Origin of the sequence: Marinomonas sp. MED121 (assembly GCF_000153025.1) — a bacterium.
GTDB lineage: Bacteria > Pseudomonadota > Gammaproteobacteria > Pseudomonadales > Marinomonadaceae > Marinomonas.
The window spans coordinates 243,591-264,905 of the sequence record NZ_CH672434.1; the positions used below are offsets into that span (position 1 = coordinate 243,591).

Annotated in this window: 18 protein-coding genes; 6 read left to right on the top strand and 12 right to left on the bottom strand. The window is 38.7% G+C overall.

All coding sequences use genetic code 11. The annotated features are described in order from the left end of the window. Positions 1-125 precede the first annotated feature (125 nt). Positions 126-1,157, top strand: a complete 1,032-nt coding sequence (locus tag MED121_RS22245) for an MBL fold metallo-hydrolase (protein ID WP_116371689.1) — start codon at positions 126-128, stop codon at positions 1,155-1,157. A gap of 31 nt (positions 1,158-1,188) precedes the next feature. Here MED121_RS22245 and MED121_RS22250 read toward each other — a convergent pair whose 3' ends face one another. Next, positions 1,189-1,611 carry a GNAT family acetyltransferase gene (locus tag MED121_RS22250; protein ID WP_009835944.1) on the bottom strand — a complete coding sequence of 141 codons (423 nt, stop codon included), beginning with the start codon at positions 1,609-1,611 and terminating at the stop codon, positions 1,189-1,191. Positions 1,612-1,722: 111 nt separating this feature from the next. On the opposite strand from MED121_RS22250, the gene MED121_RS22255 reads away from it, so the two are divergent. Beyond that, on the top strand, positions 1,723-2,673 hold the full coding sequence (locus tag MED121_RS22255) for a diguanylate cyclase response regulator (protein WP_009835945.1): 951 nt from the start codon (positions 1,723-1,725) through the stop codon (positions 2,671-2,673). A gap of 33 nt (positions 2,674-2,706) precedes the next feature. Here MED121_RS22255 and MED121_RS22260 read toward each other — a convergent pair whose 3' ends face one another. The 3 genes from MED121_RS22260 to MED121_RS22270 all read right to left on the bottom strand — a co-directional run bounded on the left by MED121_RS22260 (position 2,707) and on the right by MED121_RS22270 (position 6,055). Further along, positions 2,707-3,141 (bottom strand): response regulator, encoded by a 435-nt coding sequence (locus MED121_RS22260; protein ID WP_009835946.1) that lies wholly within the window; start codon positions 3,139-3,141, stop codon positions 2,707-2,709. Positions 3,142-3,168: 27 nt separating this feature from the next. Then, on the bottom strand, positions 3,169-5,073 hold the full coding sequence (locus tag MED121_RS23960; protein ID WP_009835947.1) for a CHASE domain-containing protein: 1,905 nt from the start codon (positions 5,071-5,073) through the stop codon (positions 3,169-3,171). A 169-nt stretch (positions 5,074-5,242) separates the two neighbouring features. Beyond that, complete coding sequence (locus MED121_RS22270) at positions 5,243-6,055, bottom strand: TIM barrel protein (protein WP_009835948.1); 813 nt, start codon at positions 6,053-6,055, stop codon at positions 5,243-5,245. 250 nt (positions 6,056-6,305) lie between these two features. On the opposite strand from MED121_RS22270, the gene MED121_RS22275 reads away from it, so the two are divergent. Continuing rightward, on the top strand, positions 6,306-7,166 hold the full coding sequence (locus MED121_RS22275; RefSeq protein ID WP_009835949.1) for a sterol desaturase family protein: 861 nt from the start codon (positions 6,306-6,308) through the stop codon (positions 7,164-7,166). A gap of 72 nt (positions 7,167-7,238) precedes the next feature. Here the strand turns inward: MED121_RS22275 and MED121_RS22280 are convergent, their stop codons facing one another. Next, complete coding sequence (locus MED121_RS22280) at positions 7,239-8,852, bottom strand: methyl-accepting chemotaxis protein (RefSeq protein ID WP_009835950.1); 1,614 nt, start codon at positions 8,850-8,852, stop codon at positions 7,239-7,241. A 568-nt stretch (positions 8,853-9,420) separates the two neighbouring features. On the opposite strand from MED121_RS22280, the gene MED121_RS22285 reads away from it, so the two are divergent. Further along, positions 9,421-10,503 carry a HupE/UreJ family protein gene (locus MED121_RS22285; RefSeq protein ID WP_207382861.1) on the top strand — a complete coding sequence of 361 codons (1,083 nt, stop codon included), beginning with the start codon at positions 9,421-9,423 and terminating at the stop codon, positions 10,501-10,503. A gap of 169 nt (positions 10,504-10,672) precedes the next feature. Continuing rightward, positions 10,673-11,749 (top strand): YHYH protein, encoded by a 1,077-nt coding sequence (locus MED121_RS23965; RefSeq protein WP_050764644.1) that lies wholly within the window; start codon positions 10,673-10,675, stop codon positions 11,747-11,749. 266 nt (positions 11,750-12,015) lie between these two features. On the opposite strand, the gene MED121_RS22295 is transcribed toward MED121_RS23965, so the two are convergent. Both MED121_RS22295 and MED121_RS22300 read right to left on the bottom strand, forming a co-directional pair. Then, positions 12,016-12,588, bottom strand: coding sequence for a YceI family protein (locus tag MED121_RS22295; RefSeq protein WP_009835953.1), 573 nt, complete (start codon positions 12,586-12,588; stop codon positions 12,016-12,018). A gap of 15 nt (positions 12,589-12,603) precedes the next feature. Then, positions 12,604-13,155, bottom strand: coding sequence for a cytochrome b (locus MED121_RS22300; RefSeq protein ID WP_009835954.1), 552 nt, complete (start codon positions 13,153-13,155; stop codon positions 12,604-12,606). A gap of 625 nt (positions 13,156-13,780) precedes the next feature. Between MED121_RS22300 and MED121_RS23970 the strand changes: the two genes are divergently transcribed. Continuing rightward, on the top strand, positions 13,781-14,203 hold the full coding sequence (locus MED121_RS23970; RefSeq protein WP_009835955.1) for a BLUF domain-containing protein: 423 nt from the start codon (positions 13,781-13,783) through the stop codon (positions 14,201-14,203). Between the two features lie 87 nt (positions 14,204-14,290). On the opposite strand, the gene nhaD is transcribed toward MED121_RS23970, so the two are convergent. The 5 genes from nhaD to glyA form a co-directional block, all read right to left on the bottom strand. Continuing rightward, positions 14,291-15,529, bottom strand: a complete 1,239-nt coding sequence (gene nhaD / locus MED121_RS22310) for a sodium:proton antiporter NhaD (RefSeq protein WP_009835956.1) — start codon at positions 15,527-15,529, stop codon at positions 14,291-14,293. Positions 15,530-15,796: 267 nt separating this feature from the next. After that, entirely contained in the window at positions 15,797-16,471 is a 675-nt protein-coding gene (locus MED121_RS22315) for a transporter substrate-binding domain-containing protein (protein ID WP_165474641.1), read from the bottom strand. A 473-nt stretch (positions 16,472-16,944) separates the two neighbouring features. Continuing rightward, entirely contained in the window at positions 16,945-19,821 is a 2,877-nt protein-coding gene (gene gcvP, locus MED121_RS22320) for an aminomethyl-transferring glycine dehydrogenase (protein ID WP_009835959.1), read from the bottom strand. A gap of 103 nt (positions 19,822-19,924) precedes the next feature. Then, positions 19,925-20,308, bottom strand: coding sequence for a glycine cleavage system protein GcvH (gene gcvH, locus MED121_RS22325; protein ID WP_009835960.1), 384 nt, complete (start codon positions 20,306-20,308; stop codon positions 19,925-19,927). Between the two features lie 67 nt (positions 20,309-20,375). Beyond that, positions 20,376-21,315 (bottom strand): serine hydroxymethyltransferase (glyA, locus tag MED121_RS22330; protein ID WP_009835961.1); only part of this gene is annotated, 940 nt, incomplete at its 5' end.

Below are 21,315 nucleotides of genomic sequence, written 5' to 3' on the forward strand. Positions count from 1 at the left end.
GCATTTTACACTTGATGGTTTACTTTTGAAATAAGCATTATTACACTGCCCAGTATAGTTTACTTGGTGTGAAATATATGAAATTTAAAGTTAGATATGCCTTTGGCCTAATAGGAGCGTTATTTATGTCTTCTCAATCAATTGCTTCAGCTCAAGTTGAAGGGAAATTTGTTAATTCAGAAATTAATTATCAAACTGGATTAGGCGCAATGCTTGATATGTCTTTAGCTTACTTAACGGCGAAAAGAGATTCGCCTGAACCGACAACACCAGTTCCCTTAGCCATGATTGATTTAGTTGAACTTGATAAAAGAAAGGACGCTGTGATTTATCGGTTAGGACATTCCACCATGTTCATGAAAATAGATGGCGAGTATATTCTTCTTGATCCAGTGTTTAGTGAAAGGGCATCGCCTTTTACGTTTGTCGGACCAAAACGCTTTCATCAGCCACCCATTAGTATTAACAACTTGCCTAATATCTCAGCAGTCATTATTAGTCACGATCATTATGATCACCTTGATAAGGATGCGGTTTTAAAACTGGATAATAAGGTTGAACGTTTTATAACACCCTTAAAAGTTGGAAAAACGTTAGTTAAGTGGGGCATTAACCCATCAAAAATCACTGAATTGGATTGGTGGCAAGAGACCCAGCTTGGCTCTTTAACATTTACCGCAACCCCTGGCCAACACTTCTCAGGTCGTGGTTTATTTGACAAGGATGAAACCCTTTGGGCGGGATGGGCAATCAAAGGCAATCAAGCAAATGTCTTTTATACGGGCGATACGGGGTACTTTTCGGGCTTTAAAGAAATTGGTGAACGCTTAGGACCATTTGATTTGAGCATGGTTGAAACAGGGGCATATAGTAAACTTTGGAAAGACATACATATGCACCCAAGTGAAAGCATGCAAGCTCATCTTGATTTAAAAGCAAAAGCTATGATGCCAGTTCACAATGGTACCTTTGATTTATCATTGCATGATTGGTACGAACCGTTAGAAAGTATTCGAGCATTAGCACAAGAGCAAGGTGTGCAGTTAGTGACCCCGATTTTTGGTGAAGCGGTTTCTATTAACGCCCCGCAAATGACAAAAGCTTGGTGGCAAGACATGGTTGAACAGGAGACATTGAAGGTGGCGAATCAATTTTAGTTAAAATGGGAGAGCGTTGCTCTCCCATTTTTTAAATTAATTTTCCCATACTAAGCCTTTCTTCAATGTTAAAACCTAATGATTGATAGAAGCGAGTTACTTCTGTGTTATCAGTTCGTATTTGTAGGTTTAGCTTGATACAGCCTAATTGTTTTAATGCTTCAATGCTGGTTTGAATCAACTTAGTGCCTACACCTAAGCGTCGATAGTCTGACGAAGTAGCAACGGCATACAGCCAGCCCCTATGACCGTCATAACCAGCCATGCATGCTCCTATAATATGCTCTTTATATTTAGCGATATAGATTAAATCATCAACCGCTAACTTTTCTTCAAGCATTCTCTTTGGTTCATTGTGAGCGGCTGAATTAATAAAAATAGATTGCCAAAAACTGACTAATTCAAGGCTGTCTTCTTGCGCAAACTTACGCACTAGTATTTCCTCTTGATCCATGTTGTTTACCTGCTTTTTTAATTGCGATAATTGAGGATTTAGACTATTAATCAATATTAGGCGTCAAAAGTCTAGCCTCGTTTTTCAAGTCAAATACAAGGGATGTTTTGAGTGGAAGCTAAACTGAATGAAACAGAAGTCTATCGTGTGTTAGTGGTGGAAGATGACGATATAGACAGGGTAGCAATTAAACGTGCTTTGAGAAATCAAAGTGTTGAATACTGTCTGGTATTTAGCTATCTGATGAGTGAAGTAAAGAACTTAGTAGAAAACCATTCCTTTGATGTCGTTTTAACTGATATGAATTTACCCGATTCAGCCGGCCTTTTAACGATACAAACCATTGTAGAGTTATTTCCTTCTATACCTGTCATTGTCTTATCTGGTACCGACAGTGACGAAATGGCTTTAGAAGCGGTACATTCTGGTGCTCAAGATTACCTTCATAAAAACTACCTAGCAGATGCCAGTTTAATCACACGTACCATTAGGCATGCTATGGAGCGTTTCCAACTTAAGTTAGGAGATGAAAAGAGGCAAGAGAAAGCGCTATTAAGTGCACAATATGACCCTTGTACAAAATTACCCAATAGGGCGCTGTTGTTTGACCGTATGGATCAGATCATTACCAATGCAAAACGTGATAGATCTTCTTTTACAGTGCTCTTTATTGATTTAGATGAGTTTAAAAATGTGAATGATTGCTTTGGTCATGATGCGGGAGATAAAGTGCTCATCTCAGTCGCAACACGTATGCAACACATGTTAAGAGAAAGTGATACTGTTTCTCGTTTTGGAGGGGATGAGTTTGTTGTTATTTTGCCAAATAGCGCTGACTGTTTATCGATTAAAAAAATTAGTCAGGCATTGATCAAAGCAATTAATTTACCTGTCATTATTGATGGTCAATCATGCTCTGTTGGCGCCAGCATAGGGGTCTCTTTTTATCCGGAACATGGTGTTCAACCAAAGCGCCTAATTAAGAATGCGGATCTGGCTATGTATCAAGCTAAAGAGAATGGTCGTAATAAGGTGCAGGTATTTTCGTATGACTTATATTAGATTTGACATCTAATTGAACTAAAACAGCAGGTTTTATTTTGGCAATATAACCAATCGACTGAACTTCTCTACCAATGAGACAACCTCTTTAAATCCATCACCCACATTTGATTTTAGAATGTAACCCGCAATGTTATTTTGATAAGCACTCACTCTGTCTGCATCCACATCTGATGTGGTTAATACAAAAATAATAGCGCCTTTTAATGCTGGATCTTCTCTTACTAGGGTTAGAAACTCTATCCCACCCATAACTGGCATATTAATGTCTAGCAATATGATATAAGGCTTAGTAATCGAAACCTTACTGTTATTCCCTAGCAATATATCAAGCGCCTCCTGCCCATTGCTGGCCCTGACAATAGGGTTAACAAGTTTTAGTTTTTTAAACCCCCTAATAACCGCTTTAGCATCAATGTCATCATCTTCAACGAGCAAAATATTGAGTTCTTGGTGTTCTGACATCATGAATGAATATCCTTATTAAGCGTGGATTTATTTGTTGTGCAGGTTTTTTGGCCAATTAAAGTAGAAGGTACTACCTTGGCCTAAACTCGATTCAACAAATACTTTGCCACCATAACTGTTTACTACTTTTTTGATTAATGCCAAGCCCATACCGCTGCCTTCTACTTTATCCCTTGGCTTTAATGTTTTGAACATCTCAAAGATCTGCTCAAAGTGTTTGGGGTCTATTCCTGGTCCGTTGTCTCTTATAGAAAAAGTGTAGGCGTTATTTTGTTCAGAGCAATCAAACTCGATGTGTAATTCCTCTTTATCCGCATGTTTAACGGCATTTCCTATAAGGTTTCTAATTATCAGTTCAAATTGAGCCGTTACATTTATCTTGTATGGAAAGTTATCTGAAAAACTTAAACTGCATTGTGTTGATGGTGCATTGAGAATAAAAACATCCTTGATCAACTTTTGCACATCTACTTGAGATACTTTTTCTTCGTGACGGCCCACTTTTGAATATTTAAATAAATCGACTAACAACCTTTCTAGGCGAGATATCCTTTGTCTAATTGCGGTTAAATGTTCGGGTATTTCAGTGAGCTCATTTGCTTCAAGGTCTTCTATAACCCAACTTGCTAATTGATCAATCCCCCTTAAAGGTGCTTTTAGATCGTGGGATGCGACATAGGCAAACTCATCAAGTTCTTTATTTGATCTTGCAAGCTCTAAGCTTTTGCTTTCCGCTTGTTCTTTTTGCTGTTTTAGCTCAAGCATTAATTTATTGAGTGCTTCACGACTTTGGGTTAATTGAGTAACATTTTTATTGAGTTCCTCATTTTTAATGGCTAATGATTGTGTCCTCTCATCAACTTTTGCTTCTAAGTTTTGGTTATGACCCTTTATTTTTGAATTGAGCGTCTTGAGCTGACGACTATCTTGAGTAATTCGGGTTAAGGCATAGGCAGAAAGGGCCAACAAGGTACTAATAATAAAGCCACAAAATAGGGCCCAATGATAAAGGGGAGGCGCTAATGTTTTCTGACGCAATTCATCAGACATGGTTAATTCAAGTTGCCATGTTCTTTGTGGGAGCTGCAGATCAAATAAATAGTCTGCTTTATGTCTTTGCCCAAATAAAAGCGGCTGGGTTAAAGCATCTAGATCTAATAACGTCATTAAGAAACCATCATTTAAGGCTTGCTCATTAACTCGATTGATTAAATTGGCAATTTTAAATGACCCTAGAACAAAGCCCTTTAACTCAGCTCTTCTAAGCGCTAAGGAGGTTGGAATCATACCCGTATGATAGATTGGCGCTATCATAAGGAAATTATGTAAAGCGTCTTTTTCATCCAGTAAGTTGATTTGCTCTGTGGTGGTAATTTCAGCTGTATCTCTTGCAAATTCAAGGGTCTCTAATTGAATTCGATCAGCGCTAAGGTCAAGTCCTAACATGTCTTCATTGCCTGCTAAGGGCTGAATGTAATTAATAGGGTAGTAGTTAGTTTTGGCTTCACTTATCTCAAGCCTGTTGTTAGCAGTGGCTTTTTTTATCTGAAATTGATTGAAGGTGTTTGTTTGCTGTATTTCAAAGTCTTTACGATCTTTATGTTCGACTTTGGGTATCCATTCAAGGGTTTTTATATAGTTGATATCATTTAAAAAAAGTTGAGTGAATTGCTTAAATTGTGGATAGCTGATGTCTTTGTGAGAGTTATAAAATGCTTGTAGTGTCAGTATATCAATCACACTACGCTTAATCGCCTCTTGTAAAAAATCTGCTATTTTTTCTGTTTTAGCGATAACCGCATTTTGATTGGTGCTGACAATTTCGTTTTTAAGGTTAGTTGAGAACTCAAGACTAATGGCACTGGATAGGACAAATGACAATAGCCCTAAATAAACAGGCTTATTCTTAGATAGCCAACTGACTGCTTGCATAAGATCCTTCTTTAAACGATAAACCCCATCAGGGTAGATGTAATATGTATGACTCCATTTTTTGAGTTTAGTACATTTTATCTCTTCTCAGACCTGAGTAAGGGGAATTTTTTTAAAGAAGTGTAAAGCAAGAAAGGACTTAATAGGGTTGCGATTAAGTCCTGTAAAATTAATTGATTAGCTGCAGAATTTTATTTTTCATGAAGAAATTTGCTTGCCATATATTGGCTAAGGTTTCACCTTTATGGTTTGTGTGGGCATAAGGGGCAGGACCAAACTCAGGCGTAATAGTAAAGGTGTCTTGGTTAGTGTCAGCTATAGCTAAAACCTTTAACCAAAGCTGGCAGTGATTTTCAACTTGACTTGACCACTGAGGGTCAGCAGGGTCAGTGACTTGAGGACCTTCTTCATAACCAACTCTTGCATGAATATGTTTAACATGCTCAAACAGTTTTTCCAAACGTTCAGCTTGATCGGATAAATCTGATTCATGCACAACCATCCAATGGCTAATATCTAAATTGAGCTTTAGTTCGGGTAAGGCATCAATAATTTGCTCGGTTCCCAATGTACTAAAGGTAGGCCTAAATCTATGGGTTTCATGGGTGATAGCAACACCATATTTTTGTTCTAAAGATAAGGCGTGCTCAAAAATCTTGAGGTTATCTTTAAAACTAAAAATATCTCTACCTGTATGGCTATTGATTAACTTAGGCTTGAATTGAATGGCGTGCTTAATTTGCTCATCCATGGAGCGTATATGTTCTTCCGCATTATTACCTTGAGTGCCTATGCCTGTGATAATGTCTAAATCTTTAGATTCATGTAAGGCCAATGTCTCTTGAGCATCAAGAGGGTAGAAAGGTAAAAAGAGCTCTGAGCCCTGATAGCCTTCAGTTTTGATTTTTACCAGTAATTGGCTTAGATCATCTAAGTTATTGCATTCTGCTTCCCAAAATGATTTATGGAAATTAAGTTTCATTTATCTTTAGTCCTGAAAAAAATTGCTTACTTTTTACGTTAAAAAGCATGGTAAAACAAGATTTAATGTCTATATCGAAGTTTGGTTCTTTAATTAAAAGCCAGTTGAGAATCGGCGTCACTTTGAGGGATATCTGGTATTAGTAATAGGTATAAAACGACTTTAATTATGTTTATTGGTTATGTTTTATTGCTTGTGTATGATAAATGCTAATTAGCCTTTTATAAAATAACAAGAATAGGTCGAAACCATGGATGTTGAAATTATATTAATTGCTTTAAGTCCGATTTTTTTAATCTTTATCGCCTACGAATTTATAAAGCATCGCCAGAATTATGTAATTAAAGATAGTTTGGCGAATACGGCTTTGGCATTAATGCATCAAGGGGCTGATGCAATTGCCTTACTTTTCTTAATGCCTATTTTTTACTGGTTGTATGAGTTTAGAGTACTCGATATTGAACTGAGCTTTCTTAGTCTATTTTTTGCTTTCTTGTTGCAAGACTTTTTGTACTACTGGTTTCATCGAGCATCCCATCATATCCATTGGCTTTGGTCAGCTCATGTGGTGCACCATAGTTCTACAGAAATGAATTTTTCTACAGCCTTTAGACAAAGCATCATGTATCCGATAACAGGTATGTGGCTATTTTGGATGCCAATGATCTTAATAGGCTTTGATCCGAAAATTGTCTTCACCGTTGTGGCGCTTAACTTAGCCTTTCAGTTTTTTGTTCATACCAAGATTATTGGTAAGTTAGGTGTGTTAGAGAAGGTATTCAACACACCGTCGATTCACCGAGTTCATCATGCAGTTAACCCAGGATATTTGGATAAAAATTTTGCTGGTGTGCTGGTAATTTGGGATAGGATGTTTGGCACCTATGCAGAGGAGCAAGATGATAAACCTTGCCGTTATGGCATAGTCGGTCAAATTGGTACTTACAACCCCATTACCATTAGCTTTCATCAATGGTTCTATATGATAAAAACAACCTTGGTGACTAAAGGTATGAAAGCGAAATTAAACGTGTTGTTTGGGTATCCAACAAGCTCTGTTAGTCATGAAAAGCAGCATGATAGAGATGTTGAAGCTAAAGTATTAGAGTAAGTGTTTCCTCTAACTAAAAAACAGCCTGAATGGCTGTTTTTTAGTTAATAATGAATGATATTTCAAATGAGATTAAACCTTGAAGCGGCCCACAACTTGATCTAGTGCTTGGTAAAGGTTATCCACTTCATCCGCTTGTTTACGACTTGCATCAACCACATTCTTCGCGGCATTCGTCTGCTCATTCAAGGATGCCATACTCTGACTAATCATATTGGATACATCCGACTGCTCTTGAGTGGCTTTAGCTGTTTGGGATGACATGTCTTGTACTTTGGCAAATGACTCTTGTAACTCAGAGAAAATACTATTGACTTGATCAATGTGATTAACCGTTTCATCTGCTCTTTCTTTACTACGAATAATAGCCGCTGAGGCGTGACCGACATTGGATTTAAGTTGTTCGATCATGTCTTGTATATCATTAGTACTGTCTTGTGTTCGTGTCGCTAATGTTCTTACCTCGTCAGCGACAACGGCAAAGCCACGACCTTGTTCACCTGCTCGTGCTGCTTCAATGGCAGCATTCAAGGCTAGTAGGTTTGTTTGTTCTGCTATGGTGCGAATGACCTCTAAAACATTGGCGATATTTTCAGAACTTTGCTCAAGTAGTTGAGATTGATTTAAAGCACCATCAATATCTGTTACAAGTTCTTTGATAGCTGTATGGGACGACTTAACTGCATTAATGCCTTGATGAGTCATTTCATCTGATTGTCTGGCCTCTTGTGAGGTATTTTCAGCCATGCTTGCCATTTCTTGGTTTGACGCCTTCATTTCATGACCCGCATTGACGGTTGAGTCAGAAGCGTGACCAAGGGCCTGAGTGATGGATTCTGTTTGTTTAGCACTTTCTATTAGATGACCTGTGACACTGCCTAAGGCGACAGATTGGGTTTGTACCGTGGCAATAAGCTTTTGAAGCTTGTCGACAAAATTATTAAATTCATGGGCTAGATCGCCAATTTCATCATTGGTATTTGCTTCAATACGTGCGGTTAAATCCCCATCACCTTCGGCAATTTCTCGAATGCGTTGGGTTAAACTATTAATGTTTTCGGTAAGTTGCTTAGGCATGGTGTAACTGATGAAAACAACGATTAAGCTCGCAATGCCAAGAATGATAAAGGTGAAATTGCCAAACTCTTCAACATCAGATAGCACTTTTTCTCTTGAGGCTTGAGCTGTTTCAATGGCTTTATCACCGGCTATTTGTAAACGTTTTCTAATATTGTCAAAAAGGCTTTCGGATTTATCTTCAAGTTGTTTGTAATTCGCGTCGTATTTACCGGATTGAATCAGTTTGTTGGTGGCCTCATACCAAGCCATTAACTCACTGTCTAAATCACTAAATTCATCTTGAATTTTAGGGTTAATTGACATGAACTCAATATATTCTTGGATTCTATCGCTTGCTTCTTTGACTTTATCCGCATGAATTTTATGTTGAGTAGGGACATCTCCAATTTGGTTTAGTAAATTGAGCTCAGCCACTTTTGCTTGGTATAAATTACTGTCTGCTTTTAACACACTTGAAATAGCGCTTTGATAACGACCTGACTGTTCTTCTAGCGCCGTTTCCTCCATCACAATTAATCGGTCAAACATAAACAGAGCAAGAATAAAGGTCATTGCAAGGATAAAAACGGGGATTGAGCTTTTTACTCTAATAGACTTTAAAGACATAAGTTAACTATCCAAAGTGGTGGAAAACGAATTTAGTTATGACTCTTAAGGTAAAGGAGAGTTCATCAATCTAAATAGAACTTTTTGCTTAACCTTAAAACGCTATGAAAGCCCAAAAGGTAAGCAAATTGCACGCCATAATATATTGATAATAGGGCATAACTTAACAGAATATAGCACTAATAATAAAAGAGTGTTCATTCTTTAAAAAATTAATTAATGCCATTTTAACTGTCTGATGGAGTTGGCTTTTTGTATTTGCACCAATGAGATAGGCTAAATAGCACTTTTGTTTAAATGATGCTGCTTTTAGGGCAGAAAAGGGGGCATTCTTAACAAGTTAAAATAGCTTCTAGGTCGTTTTGGCATTCAATAAAGTTAAAATCTCAAAACATTTACACAATCTTTAGACTCCATAAAGATGCTTAATTTTATTATGAGCTATTGGGTACCTAAGGCTTTCACGAAAGCTCTCTGAGTTTGTCTTGTTTTCTATGCTAAACACGAATCATATTTGAGTGGTTTAATGTATTTCATCAGATTTTTTATATTTTTAATACTCTCTTACTTGAGCTTATTTTCCACGTTTACTTGGTCTCATTCTCTTGATGAGGTGGGGGCAAGGGTTTATTTACAGGATAATGAGCTTCAATTTACGGCAAATATTGCGACTGACCTCTTTTTGAATGATCAAGGTGTCAATCTATTAGGTCAGCATGATTCTATTTCTTTGGCCGATGTTAATGACAAAACAGAGATAATAGAAAGCTATCTAGATTCCAAGGTCGTTTTTTTGGACGAAGAGTCTCAGCGACTCATTCTAACTAACTTCAATTTTACGCCGCTTTCACAAGATCTAGAACCTGTCTTAAATAGCCAGCAAGAAGTTGCTTTCGTTCAGGTAAATGCGACTTATAACTGGTCAGTAATGCCTACAAATATTTATATAAGATATGGATTGTTACCAAATACAGAGTCTATCCACCTACAGATAATTGATGAATCTAATCTGATACTCAGCACGTTAGATCTTAATCAGGATAACTATTTTATTAACCTGAATCTTACAAATAGTATGACTGAAGTAGAAGGAGTCTCAGGCCAGAAAGTAAGGGATGTGTGGTTAACAGGTGTTTGGCACGTTCTAGAAGGGCTTGATCATATTTTATTTATTTTCTCCTTGGTATTAGTGACTAAGAAGTTAAAGCAAATTATTTTACCTATCACTGTTTTTACCTTATGCCATAGCCTTACTCTAGGCTTGATAGCTCAAGGGGTGACGCATTCTATTCCAAGTTGGATTATTGAAGCCAGTATTGCTGGCAGCATTCTAGTGATATTAAGTTACGAATTGATCAAAGGATCATTTAAACGACTTTGGCTAGTGACTGGCATACTGGGGATCATCCATGGAATGGGGTTTGCTCAAGCATTAACTGACACTTTAGGTGATTTAAACCAATGGGCGAATGCCTTAGTTAAATTAACTATCGCCATAGAGCTAACGCAGGTGATGATTGCTTTAATTGCATTTAGCTTGATTAGCTTAGTGACTTATATCCTTCCAAAGTATCAAAAGTACGGCATTTTAAGCTTTCAGTTTAGTATTGCCGGCTTGGCATTATTTTGGTTCTTTGAGCGAATCACATAATGTTAAGTCGCTATTAATGAGCATTCTAAAAGTATCTGGTTAGTAGCCGCTGGTATCAGTATCTAGTTGGTATAAGTATGGAGAAGGTGTGAATTTGTAAGCTACAGATGGCACACAAATAAGATATCTTTATACTCAAATGATTAATTATTTTATAAAGGCAACTCGCATGAAGCTCAGTATAAAAAGGGTTCTCACAGCCCTCATTCCAAGTTTAATCGCTCTCTCACCGATCACTCATGCACATACCATAGAAGAGAAAATTGCAGACTGTAAATGTGATCAAGCTTGTTATACGGATGAAGTGACTGATCTTAAATGTAGTGGAGGGAATTTCTCATTCAAATCCCATAGTCTACCTGATGAAAGCCATACTTTAATGCTTGGAATAACGGGTAATAACCAACAATTTCCATCTAAACATGATATGGAAATTCGCTTGCCGTTAAATCCTAAAAAAGCGAGCCGAGTCACTCAAACAGAACCTGGTGCGGTGGGAATTGCGGTAAATGGTGTGCCGATTTTTGACCCAAGTACCCAAGGCCCAAAACAATCTTCAGGTAAACCTGTGAGCGCCGCATCAGCGGGCGAATTGGATGAATGTGGTGGCCATGCTGGTCGAGGCGATGATTATCATTACCACATTGCGCCAAAATGTTTAATTGAAGAGTTAGGAAAAGAGGCGATTGATGATAAGAAGCAAGCGGTTGGTTATGCTGCAGACGGTTTCCCTATTTTAGCACTTGGCTGGTTTGATAAAGGTAATGATATCGAAGCGAAACTTGATGAGTGTCGTGGTGCAACGGATGGGGCTGGGCAATACTTTTATAATATTGAATATCAGGGTGAGTATGCCATTCTTGATTGTTTATCTGGCAAAGAGCAGCGGTTTGCAAGGGATAATTGGACCCATAGAAAGAATTCGAAAGGAAAAGAAATTCAAGGTATGCCAGTTAAGTTAGCCGTTTCTCAATATCAGCAAACAGAGGTTGAAGGTAATATATGCTACATAATGTCGGGTGTCCTATCGGATGAGCAACTCGTTAATACCAGTGGTAAAGTGAATAGAATCAAAAAACTTGAAGGCAGTATTTTTTACTGTAGTTCATCATGTTATGGGCAATTTATAGAAACAAAGAAAGCCAGAGCAAGAGGCCGTACAAGCGTGTTTGATAGTCAAACCGCAGGATGCCCTGCTGACTTTATCGCTATTCAAGATAACGACTTTTTGGATTATCGTAATTAGGTATTCTTAACACTACCTAATTAAAGATTCTAATATGGGTTTTTAGCGTAAGCTGAAAGCCCATTTTTTTGCAATGAAAGTGTAATAGTGCATGTCAAGAATGCTTGAAACTCAGACGATACAAAAGAAAGAGTTCTGCTAACAAGGTTTGATAGTCATGAATAGCGGGTTATAAGCCAGTAAGTTAGGGGTGGGAGATTTTTAATGAATGTGAAGGTGTAAAAGAAAAAACGAGCCGTAGCTCGTTTTTTTATCACCAATAAAATTTATTGGCGGATACCTTCAATGTGCAACTCTAGTTCTACGTGAGTAGATTGAGGCCCAAGAATCTCTTTCATACCAAACTCTTTAAGGCCAACACGTGTTGTGCCACTAAAGCCTGCTCGGTATCCACCCCATGGATCTTTACCTTCGCCGATTTTTTCAGCATCAATGGTGATGTTCTTAGTAACACCGTGAAGCGTTAAGTCACCATTTAATTCTAGCTTGTTGTTACCAAGGTCTTTAAAAGAAGTACTGGTAAAGGTAGCTGTTGCAAACTTGCTTACATCTAGAAAGTCATCGCTACGAATATGCTTGTCTCTTTCCGCATGGTTCGAGTTAAAGCTCGTTGTGTCAACTTCTACTGTGATTTTAGAATTGGCGAAATTATTTTCATCATAACTAAAGTCACCTTTAAAGGTGTCAAATCGACCTGTTAACCAGCTGTAACCCAAGTGCTTAATTTTAAAATTGATTGAAGCATGTGCACCTTTTGTGTCAATCACATAGTCGGCAGCATTGGCGATTGGTGCAAGCATTGCACCAGCTAAAGCAGAAGCAAGTAGTAATTTTTTCATGATAATCCTCTATGATTATTTAGTATTGCGAAAACCCAACATACGTTTAAGGGTAATATCTTTATCAATAAAATGATGCTTGAAAGCGCCAAGAGCATGTAACACAACCGCTCCGATGAGCGTGTAGGCTGCATACTCATGTATTAAACCTGCGATATCTTCTTGATCAGCAAATAATTCACCTAAGCTTGGTACTTGAAATAAATTAAACACATCTATTCCTCGTCCATCAGCAGTAGATATCAAATAGCCTGTGAGCATGATGCCAAAGGTTAATACATATAAAAGTTGGTGTACAAGATGGCTGGATACTCGTTCGAACTTGGTGTAATGATCCAGTGGCTTTGGCTGTATTTGAGATAGCTTCCAGACGAGTCTGATTGACATAAGCACAAATAAAATAATGCCAATACTACGATGAAGGTCTGGACCTGTTTTATACCAAGGATCGTAATAGCCCAAATCAACCATCCAGAAACCTAATCCAAAGAGTCCAATGATCATTATAGCCGCAAGCCAATGTGCACCTATCGTAAACCAGCCATAATGATGCTCAGTGTTTCTCATTACTTAATTCCCAAATGATAAAATCTATAACCGTTTTCATAAAAGATGCTACGAATAAGTTTCTCAGTCTATGCGTGTGAATAAAAGCATTTAGATTGATGGCGAGGCGCGCAACTTAATAGTGACTCTATTGATCAGCGCCAAGCATCAAGATAAAACTTTTAGGTCACACCTTAGGGTCTTGCAGAAAAAGTGACACCTTGTTTGACTCTTTTTCTGATTAGAGGTGACTTTTATCACAACTTCCTAAATTAAAGACAAGGATATTTGCATATGGTTCCTGTCTTTAAAGCATAGAGTTAATAATATAGATAAAAAAAATTTGTATTAACTGCTCAATTGAAAATTCATTGTTTCCATATAAGTGCTAATTATTGATAGAGTTTAAAAATCTTTACAAAACTAAGGAAATAATAAGACTAATTGTCACTTAATGCTTGTTTTAAAAGCGAAAACCTAGTTAGCCGGATAAGCCATATTTATCACAAAACGTCATTACTAAACATGACTCTTTCATTGAAACTCATTATTTCTACCAATAGTCTAAATTTTAGCTAATGTATAAGTGAGTAAATGAGATTTACAAATTTAAGCTTGGTATCAAAATAAGCAAAAGGGATTTAATATGTTTGAGCTTTTATATACGAGTGTGTCACCTGAAGGATTGACAGAGAATGGTTTACTAGAAATACAATTAGAAGCACAAAAGCATAATGCTTCGATAGGGGTAACGGGCATGTTAGTCTATTATGATCGAGAAATTATGCAGATATTAGAAGGTGATCAAGAGACTGTCGAAACGTTATACGAAAGTATTTGCCATGATGAGCGCCATACTTTAGTAGAAGTTTTTTATTCTGGTGAAATTAAGCAAAGGGCTTTCAGTGATTGGTCTATGGAAGTTGTGGTGCTTGATGAAGGTAAAGTAAAAAAATATCTCTATAACGACAGGGAACTGGGTATCGAAAACCCGCTTCACAATATTATGAAAACGAACCCTAATCGAGGTAAGAAAACTTTTTTATCTCTTAGAGATACCTATTATTAAGCGGCATTTTTCAAATGCCTGATTAAAAAAAGCAAAAAAAACGACTCACTAGGAGTCGTTTTTTTGTTTAAAGCATACAGTGATGCGCTATAGCATTCTTGATGCTAAGAAATAACTTAGCCAATAGCCAACCGAGTAAGCTACTAATAAATAACCGAACATGGATAAGTAACTGATAAAGTTAAGCTCTTTTACTTTGCTCATAGCAATGATGCCAGCAGCAGAACCAATAACAAGCATTGAACCACCCACTCCCGTTGCATAGGTCATTGATAGCCAAGAGGCCATATTCATATCAACATTCGCTTTTAATACCGCTGCGGTTAATGGCACATTATCAATTAATGCGGATGAAATACCGAGTAAGAAGTTTGCGTACTCAACAGGCATAAAGTCGTACAAACTCGTTAAGTAGTCTAGTAGCTTAATCTCTTTTAAAATGCCGACTATCAATAGAATACCGACGAAGAAAAGTAAGGTGTCAAATTCAATCTCACGGATATAGTTCAGTATGCTTCTATCGGTTTTACGTAAAAGGTATTGAGCCACTAAGAACATACAACTTAAGCCGAACATGAAGGTAAGCACGGGCGGTACTTGGAAAAAGGCATTTAGTAGCAAAGTGGAGAAAATGGTTGCTAAGAAAATAATTGAAATAATGATATCGGTTTTTTCAATGGGTTTGGTTTCAGCCGAAAAGCTGACTCGTCCTCGCATTCGTACTGACATCATAGCAGCCAGTACGATGACACCACATAGTGATGGTCCAACTAATAGTAATAGGTTTGGGATGCTGACCTTACCGGCTAAAAATATCATTAGGGTGGTTACATCACCTGTGATTAATGAGACACCACCACTATTAACAGCAAAAATAATCAAAGTGGCGTATTTAAGGCGTTTTCTCGCTTCGATTTTTAAGCTGGTGATAACCGCTAGGGAAACCAGTGTTGCCGTAACGTTGTCTGCAAACGACGAAAAGATAAAGGCAAAGCAACCTAACAATACCATTAAGCTTCTTTCATGGAGCTCTCCTGGCAGTAGCCTTTGCACCAGACTAGAAATAAACCCCTTACTATTCAAATAGGCAACAAATGTCATCGCAGACATGAGGAAAAGCCAAAGCGTTGCAATTTCTAATAAGTTTTCATTAAGTTGCTCGCTGATTTCACTGGGAGGAACACCATGAATAGGGAATACATAGGCTAAAATCCAACATAAGGTGCCTATAAATAAGGTCGATTTCGCCTTATTGATATGAATAACCTCTTCAAGTACCACCATCAAGAACGCGATAATTGCTAATATACCTATCACTGCAACCATGAAAACTTAATTCCTTATTAAAACTGTGTGTAATTTGCGGGCAGTCTACGCCGATGGCATGGATTGAACAAGATTCAGTCAGGTATATTTCACTAAAATAGTGTTATTAAATTTCAGATTTTGATCATTAGTGAGTAAAAAGTCAGAAATATGTAATTAAAGTACTAATTAGATTGAGCTTAGTGAGCTTTAGCTTTGAGGTTTTTTAAGATGGATTGGCTCTAGCTCAATGAGCGTATCGAGTGGTGAAGAGCGCCTTGAGTCTGTTTATTGTATATATTGATTGACGATAGCTTGGTGTGTACCATCTTCTTTCATATCGACCAGCGCTTGGTTTATTTTTTTAATCAGAGCATTTTTATCAACAAAGGTGTTTGACTCTTTTGAAAGGACTAAAAATGCTTTCTTTTCGCTAATAGGAAGAGGGAGCCGAGTAATTTGATTTAAAAAGCCCATATTCAGTAGGTTATACCCTGTTACTAATTCGTGACCTATAAAGGCTTCAATACGGCCTGCAAGTAAGAGCTCGATATTATTAAGGTTACTAAAAGCATTTAGAATGTTTATTTTTTGCGATTTAACCGCATTGTCAAAGTCTTCAGATACTGAAAAAGCAAGCTGCAAACCAATTTTTCTATTATACAAATCGCTTACATTATTAAAGTCAAACTCATCTCCTTCTTTCACATACAGATAAAATGCGCCACCGTGTATCGGTTCAACATCGGCATAAAGTGCAAACTGCTCTCTTTCTTGAGTCCAAAAGAGGGCGAATGCCGCATCCGTTGCTCCGTACTTTAAGTCTGCTAAAAGCCTTTTCCAGGGGCGATAATTTATTTCAACCTCTATGCCAACCCGTCTGCCAATCTCATACATAACCTCGTTATCAATACCGACCATTTTACCATTTTGTTCAAAACTAAAAGGGGGGTAATTACTCATGCCAAGCACATTTAAAGTCTTGGTGTGTGCGAAGGGAAGGGCGATTAAGCTAGATATTAAGCTTATTAAAATAAGATGAAATGTTTGCTTTAGCATCATATTGGGTCTGTCTATATTCACTTTATGAGGGTAGTAAGAAATTAATGCTTTAAATTTTAATAAGTTAGGCTTAATTAGCGATAAGATTAAATACTAGATTTAAATGAATGAAAAGTGAGTCTCTTTCAGTTTTTAATGATTCTAGTTCAGAAAATGGTGTTTGTTTATAAAAAATTTTACGGCTTTACAAAAAATAAAGTTGATGTTTTGTACAGGCTAATTGATGAATTCAGGGTGAGGATTTGATTGTAAGCGAATGAGCGACTTACTGATTCATTAAGAGGAAAATTTGAAAATAAAAAAGCGAGCTTGTGGCTCGCTTTTTTATCACGTACTTACTAAAGAGGTAGTAAGTACGTTTAGCAAAAGACTGATTAGTCTTCGTAGCTATCTAGCGGAGGGCATTCGCAAATTAAGTTGCGATCTCCATAAACATTGTCAACACGGCCAACAGGAGGCCAGTACTTGCGACTCTTAATCCAAGGAAGAGGGTAAGCCGCTTCTTTGCGAGTGTAAGCATGTTGCCAATCATCACTCAATAAAGTGTCTGCCGTATGAGGCGCGTTCACCAGTGGGTTATCATCAAGTGGCCATTCACCCGCTTGTACCTTAAGCATTTCGCGTCGAATTTGAATCATAGAATCACAGAAGCGATCAATTTCCTCTTGGTTTTCTGATTCAGTCGGCTCTATCATCAAGGTGCCTGCTACAGGGAAAGACATGGTTGGTGCATGGAAACCAAAGTCCATTAAACGCTTAGCAATATCTTCTTCACTGATGCCCGACTCTTCTTTAAGAGGGCGAATGTCAATAATACATTCGTGAGCCACTGTGTCGTTCGCGCCGGTAAATAAAATAGGGTAATGATCACCTAAACGTTTAGCAATGTAGTTAGCGTTTAAGATGGCATTGTACGTTGCATCTTTTAGACCGCGATCACCCATCATCTTGATGTACATCCAAGTGATAACCAAGATGCTTGCACTACCGTAAGGTGCTGCTGATACTGCGCCATTTTGCTGGTCAGTATTAGAGTTAGCGCCTGCAACAGGGCTAACAGCGTGACCTGGTAGGAAAGGTGCTAGGTGAGATTTAACACCAATAGGACCCATACCTGGACCACCACCACCGTGTGGGATACAGAAAGTTTTATGCAAGTTCAAGTGCGATACATCACCACCAAATTGGCCTGGAGGTGCAATACCCAATACAGCATTCAAGTTAGCGCCATCAATGTAAACTTGGCCACCAAATTTATGTACTGTGTCACAAACTTCGCGGATATGTTCTTCAAATACTCCGTGAGTAGAAGGGTAAGTTGCCATGATGCAGCTTAGATTATCTTTATGCAGTTCTGCTTTTTCAGCAAGATCTACTAAATCAATGTTACCTTCATCATCACATTTAACAATAACCACTTTCATACCAGCAAGAGCCGCTGATGCTGGATTTGTGCCATGGGCTGAACTTGGGATCAAACAGATATTTCTATGACCTTCGCCAAGAGACTTATGATACTTCTCAATAGCAATTAGACCTGCGTATTCACCTTGTGCACCTGAGTTAGGTTGCAGTGATACTGTGTCATACCCTGTTGCTTTTGACAGCATGACAATCAATTCGTCAAGTAATTGATTATAACCAGCTACTTGCGCTTGAGGTGCGAATGGGTGGATTCGACCAAATTCGGCCCAAGTAACAGGTAGCATTTCAGACGCTGCATTTAGCTTCATGGTACAAGAACCCAATGGGATCATGCTCTGATTAAGTGCAATATCTTTTACTTCAAGCTGGTGCATATAACGCATCAACTCTGTTTCACTGTGATGACTGTTGAATACAGGGTGAGACAGGATTGCATCAGTACGCAACATGCCTTCGTCAATGCCTAAATCTGTACTTGAGTCAGCTAGGGCATCTTCAGTTACTTCAACGCCAAAACATTCAGCTAATTCGACTAGGTCTGTTAAAGACGTCGTTTCGTTAACAGATAGCGACAAGCTGCTATCAGAAGCACGCCATAAGTTGATAAGCTTGTTTTGAGCGGCAAGAAAAATCGCATCTGTTTTGCTACCGGTTTCGACCACTAAAGTGTCAAAATGTGAGTCGTTGGTTTTATATCCATTATTGCTTAGCGCTTGTGCTAAGGTGTGGGTCAAACTCGCAACGCGTGTGGCAATTTGACGTAATCCAACTGGGCCGTGATAAACCGCATAGAAACTTGCCATCATGGCGAGTAATGCTTGAGCAGTACAGATGTTAGATGTCGCTTTCTCGCGGCGAATGTGTTGTTCGCGAGTCTGCATAGCCATACGCAAAGCTTTGTTACCATGGCTATCAATAGAGACACCGATAACGCGACCAGGCATAGAGCGTTTAAATTTATCTTTAGTTGCAAGGTACGCTGCGTGAGGGCCACCAAAGCCCATAGGAACACCGAAACGTTGTGCGCAACCAATGACGATGTCAGCACCTAGTTCGCCAGGTGATTTAAGCAGTACAAGAGACAATAGGTCTACAGCAACACTGACCAGTGCTTTTTGATCGTGACAAGCTTTGATTAGAGTAGAGATGTCTGATACTTCGCCATCTTTACCTGGGTACTGGAAAATAGCACCGAAGATGTCGTGGTTGGATACGTTTTCTGGTGCATCAACAACGAAGTCGATTTCTAATAAATCGGCACGTGTTTTAATGACATCAATGGTTTGTGGTAATAGATTATCTGCCACGAACAATAAATTTGATTTTTTACGATTTGATCTAAGCATTAAGGTCATGGCTTCTGCTGCTGCAGTTGCTTCATCTAACAAAGATGCGTTAGAGATTTCCATGCCGGTTAAATCAATAATCATTTGTTGGAAGTTAAGTAGCGCTTCCAAACGACCTTGAGAAATTTCAGGCTGATAAGGTGTATATGCTGTATACCAACCTGGGTTTTCAAGTAGGTTACGCAAAATTGGAGCAGGTACAAATGTATCGTGATATCCCATGCCAATAAAAGAACGTGCAATCTTGTTTTGTGACGCGATTGCTTTTAATTCATTGAGGGCATTGGCTTCAGAAACAGGCTGTTGGCTCATATCAAGATTCGATAAACGAATGGCTTGAGGGATGGTTTTTTCGATTAGGTGTTCCAAGCTGTCCATGCCAATGGCGTTTAGCATGTTCTCTTGTTCGACTTGGTCTGGGCCAATATGGCGCGCAATAAACTCGTCATTACCTAATAAATCGCGGATGCACGATGTCATGGCACTGATACCTTTGTAAGTTAATATAGTGGGCGCCCTGCTCAAAAGAGCAGGGTGAATACAACTGAAAAACCGTACAGAAACTGCAGGACGTCAGTTTGGACTAAGCGATAGTTGCTTCGTATCCAGCTGCATCTAGCAAATTAGCTAGTTCAGATGCATCAGATAATTTGATTTTAGCAATCCAAGCGCCGCCAAATGGCTCGTCATTGATTAGCTCAGGTGTGTCATCTAGGTCTTCGTTAACTTCAACGACTTCACCAGAGATTGGAGCGTAGATGTCAGAGGCTGCTTTAACAGATTCGATTAGAGAAAACTGTTCAGTCGCAGTAACTTGTGCGCCAACTTCAGGTAGCTCTACATAAACGACATCACCTAATAGGTCTTGAGCGTGTTCTGTGATACCAACAGTAACGGTGCCGTCACCATTATCAAGAACCCATTCATGTGATTCAGCGTATTTTAAATTAGCTGGAGTGTTACTCATAATTTTGCCTCTTTATATTAGAACCTAGGGTATGGCTACCCTAGGTTTTGATGACCAATTTTATTGGTTAACGATAAAGTGGGAAGCGTTGGCATAGTTCCATTACTTCAGCACGTACACGTGCTTCCACTTCAGGGTTTCCTTCAGGTTTTTCAACTAAACCGTCAAATACATCACTGATTAGATGACCAATCTTAGTGAATTCTTCAGTGCCAAAACCACGTGTGGTTGCAGCTGGTGTACCTAGACGAACACCAGAGGTTACCATTGGCTTCTCTGTGTCGAATGGGATACCGTTTTTGTTACATGTGATGCCGGCACGTTCTAGTGCTTTATCTGCTACATTACCTTTTAAGCCTTTAGGGCGAAGATCAACCAGCATTAGGTGAGTATCAGTACCGCCAGTGACAACATCACAACCACGTTCGATCATAACCGCAGCCAGTGTTTTTGCATTGGCAACAACTTGTTTAATATAGTCGGTAAACTCAGGTTGTAGTGCTTCACCAAATGCAACTGCTTTAGCAGCAATAACGTGCATTAGTGGACCACCTTGGTAGCCTGGGAATACAGCAGAGTTGATTTTCTTACCGATATCTAAATCGTTAGTCAAAATCATGCCGCCACGAGGGCCACGAAGTGTTTTGTGAGTCGTTGTTGTTACTATGTGAGCATGAGGTAGTGGCGATGGGTGAACGCCAGTTGCTACAAGACCCGCAATGTGAGCCATGTCTACCATTAGGTAAGCGCCAACTTTGTCAGCAATTTCACGGAAACGTTTGAAGTTGATTTCGCGTGGAATAGCAGAACCGCCAGCAATGATAAGTTTAGGTTGGCTTTCAACTGCGATCGCTTCAACAGCATCATAGTCGATGTCCAATGTTTCTTCAGATACACCGTATTGAACAGCGTTAAACCATTTGCCTGATTGTGCTGGTGGCGCACCGTGAGTTAGGTGACCGCCGGCAGATAGTGACATACCTAAGATAGTGTCGCCCGGTTGTAGT

Coding starts and splice junctions, on each gene's coding strand:
- MED121_RS23970 (WP_009835955.1), top strand. CDS start 13,781: ATGTTTGAGCTTTTATATACGAGTGTGTCACCTGAAGGATTGACAGAG.
- nhaD (WP_009835956.1), bottom strand. CDS start 15,529: ATGGTTGCAGTGATAGGTATATTAGCAATTATCGCGTTCTTGATGGTG.
- MED121_RS22315 (WP_165474641.1), bottom strand. CDS start 16,471: ATGAGTAATTACCCCCCTTTTAGTTTTGAACAAAATGGTAAAATGGTC.
- MED121_RS22300 (WP_009835954.1), bottom strand. CDS start 13,155: ATGAGAAACACTGAGCATCATTATGGCTGGTTTACGATAGGTGCACAT.
- MED121_RS22260 (WP_009835946.1), bottom strand. CDS start 3,141: ATGATGTCAGAACACCAAGAACTCAATATTTTGCTCGTTGAAGATGAT.
- MED121_RS22280 (WP_009835950.1), bottom strand. CDS start 8,852: ATGTCTTTAAAGTCTATTAGAGTAAAAAGCTCAATCCCCGTTTTTATC.
- MED121_RS23960 (WP_009835947.1), bottom strand. CDS start 5,073: ATGCAAGCAGTCAGTTGGCTATCTAAGAATAAGCCTGTTTATTTAGGG.
- MED121_RS22275 (WP_009835949.1), top strand. CDS start 6,306: ATGGATGTTGAAATTATATTAATTGCTTTAAGTCCGATTTTTTTAATC.
- MED121_RS22270 (WP_009835948.1), bottom strand. CDS start 6,055: ATGAAACTTAATTTCCATAAATCATTTTGGGAAGCAGAATGCAATAAC.
- MED121_RS22295 (WP_009835953.1), bottom strand. CDS start 12,588: ATGAAAAAATTACTACTTGCTTCTGCTTTAGCTGGTGCAATGCTTGCA.
- gcvP (WP_009835959.1), bottom strand. CDS start 19,821: ATGACATCGTGCATCCGCGATTTATTAGGTAATGACGAGTTTATTGCG.
- MED121_RS22245 (WP_116371689.1), top strand. CDS start 126: ATGTCTTCTCAATCAATTGCTTCAGCTCAAGTTGAAGGGAAATTTGTT.
- MED121_RS22250 (WP_009835944.1), bottom strand. CDS start 1,611: ATGGATCAAGAGGAAATACTAGTGCGTAAGTTTGCGCAAGAAGACAGC.
- gcvH (WP_009835960.1), bottom strand. CDS start 20,308: ATGAGTAACACTCCAGCTAATTTAAAATACGCTGAATCACATGAATGG.
- MED121_RS23965 (WP_050764644.1), top strand. CDS start 10,673: ATGAAGCTCAGTATAAAAAGGGTTCTCACAGCCCTCATTCCAAGTTTA.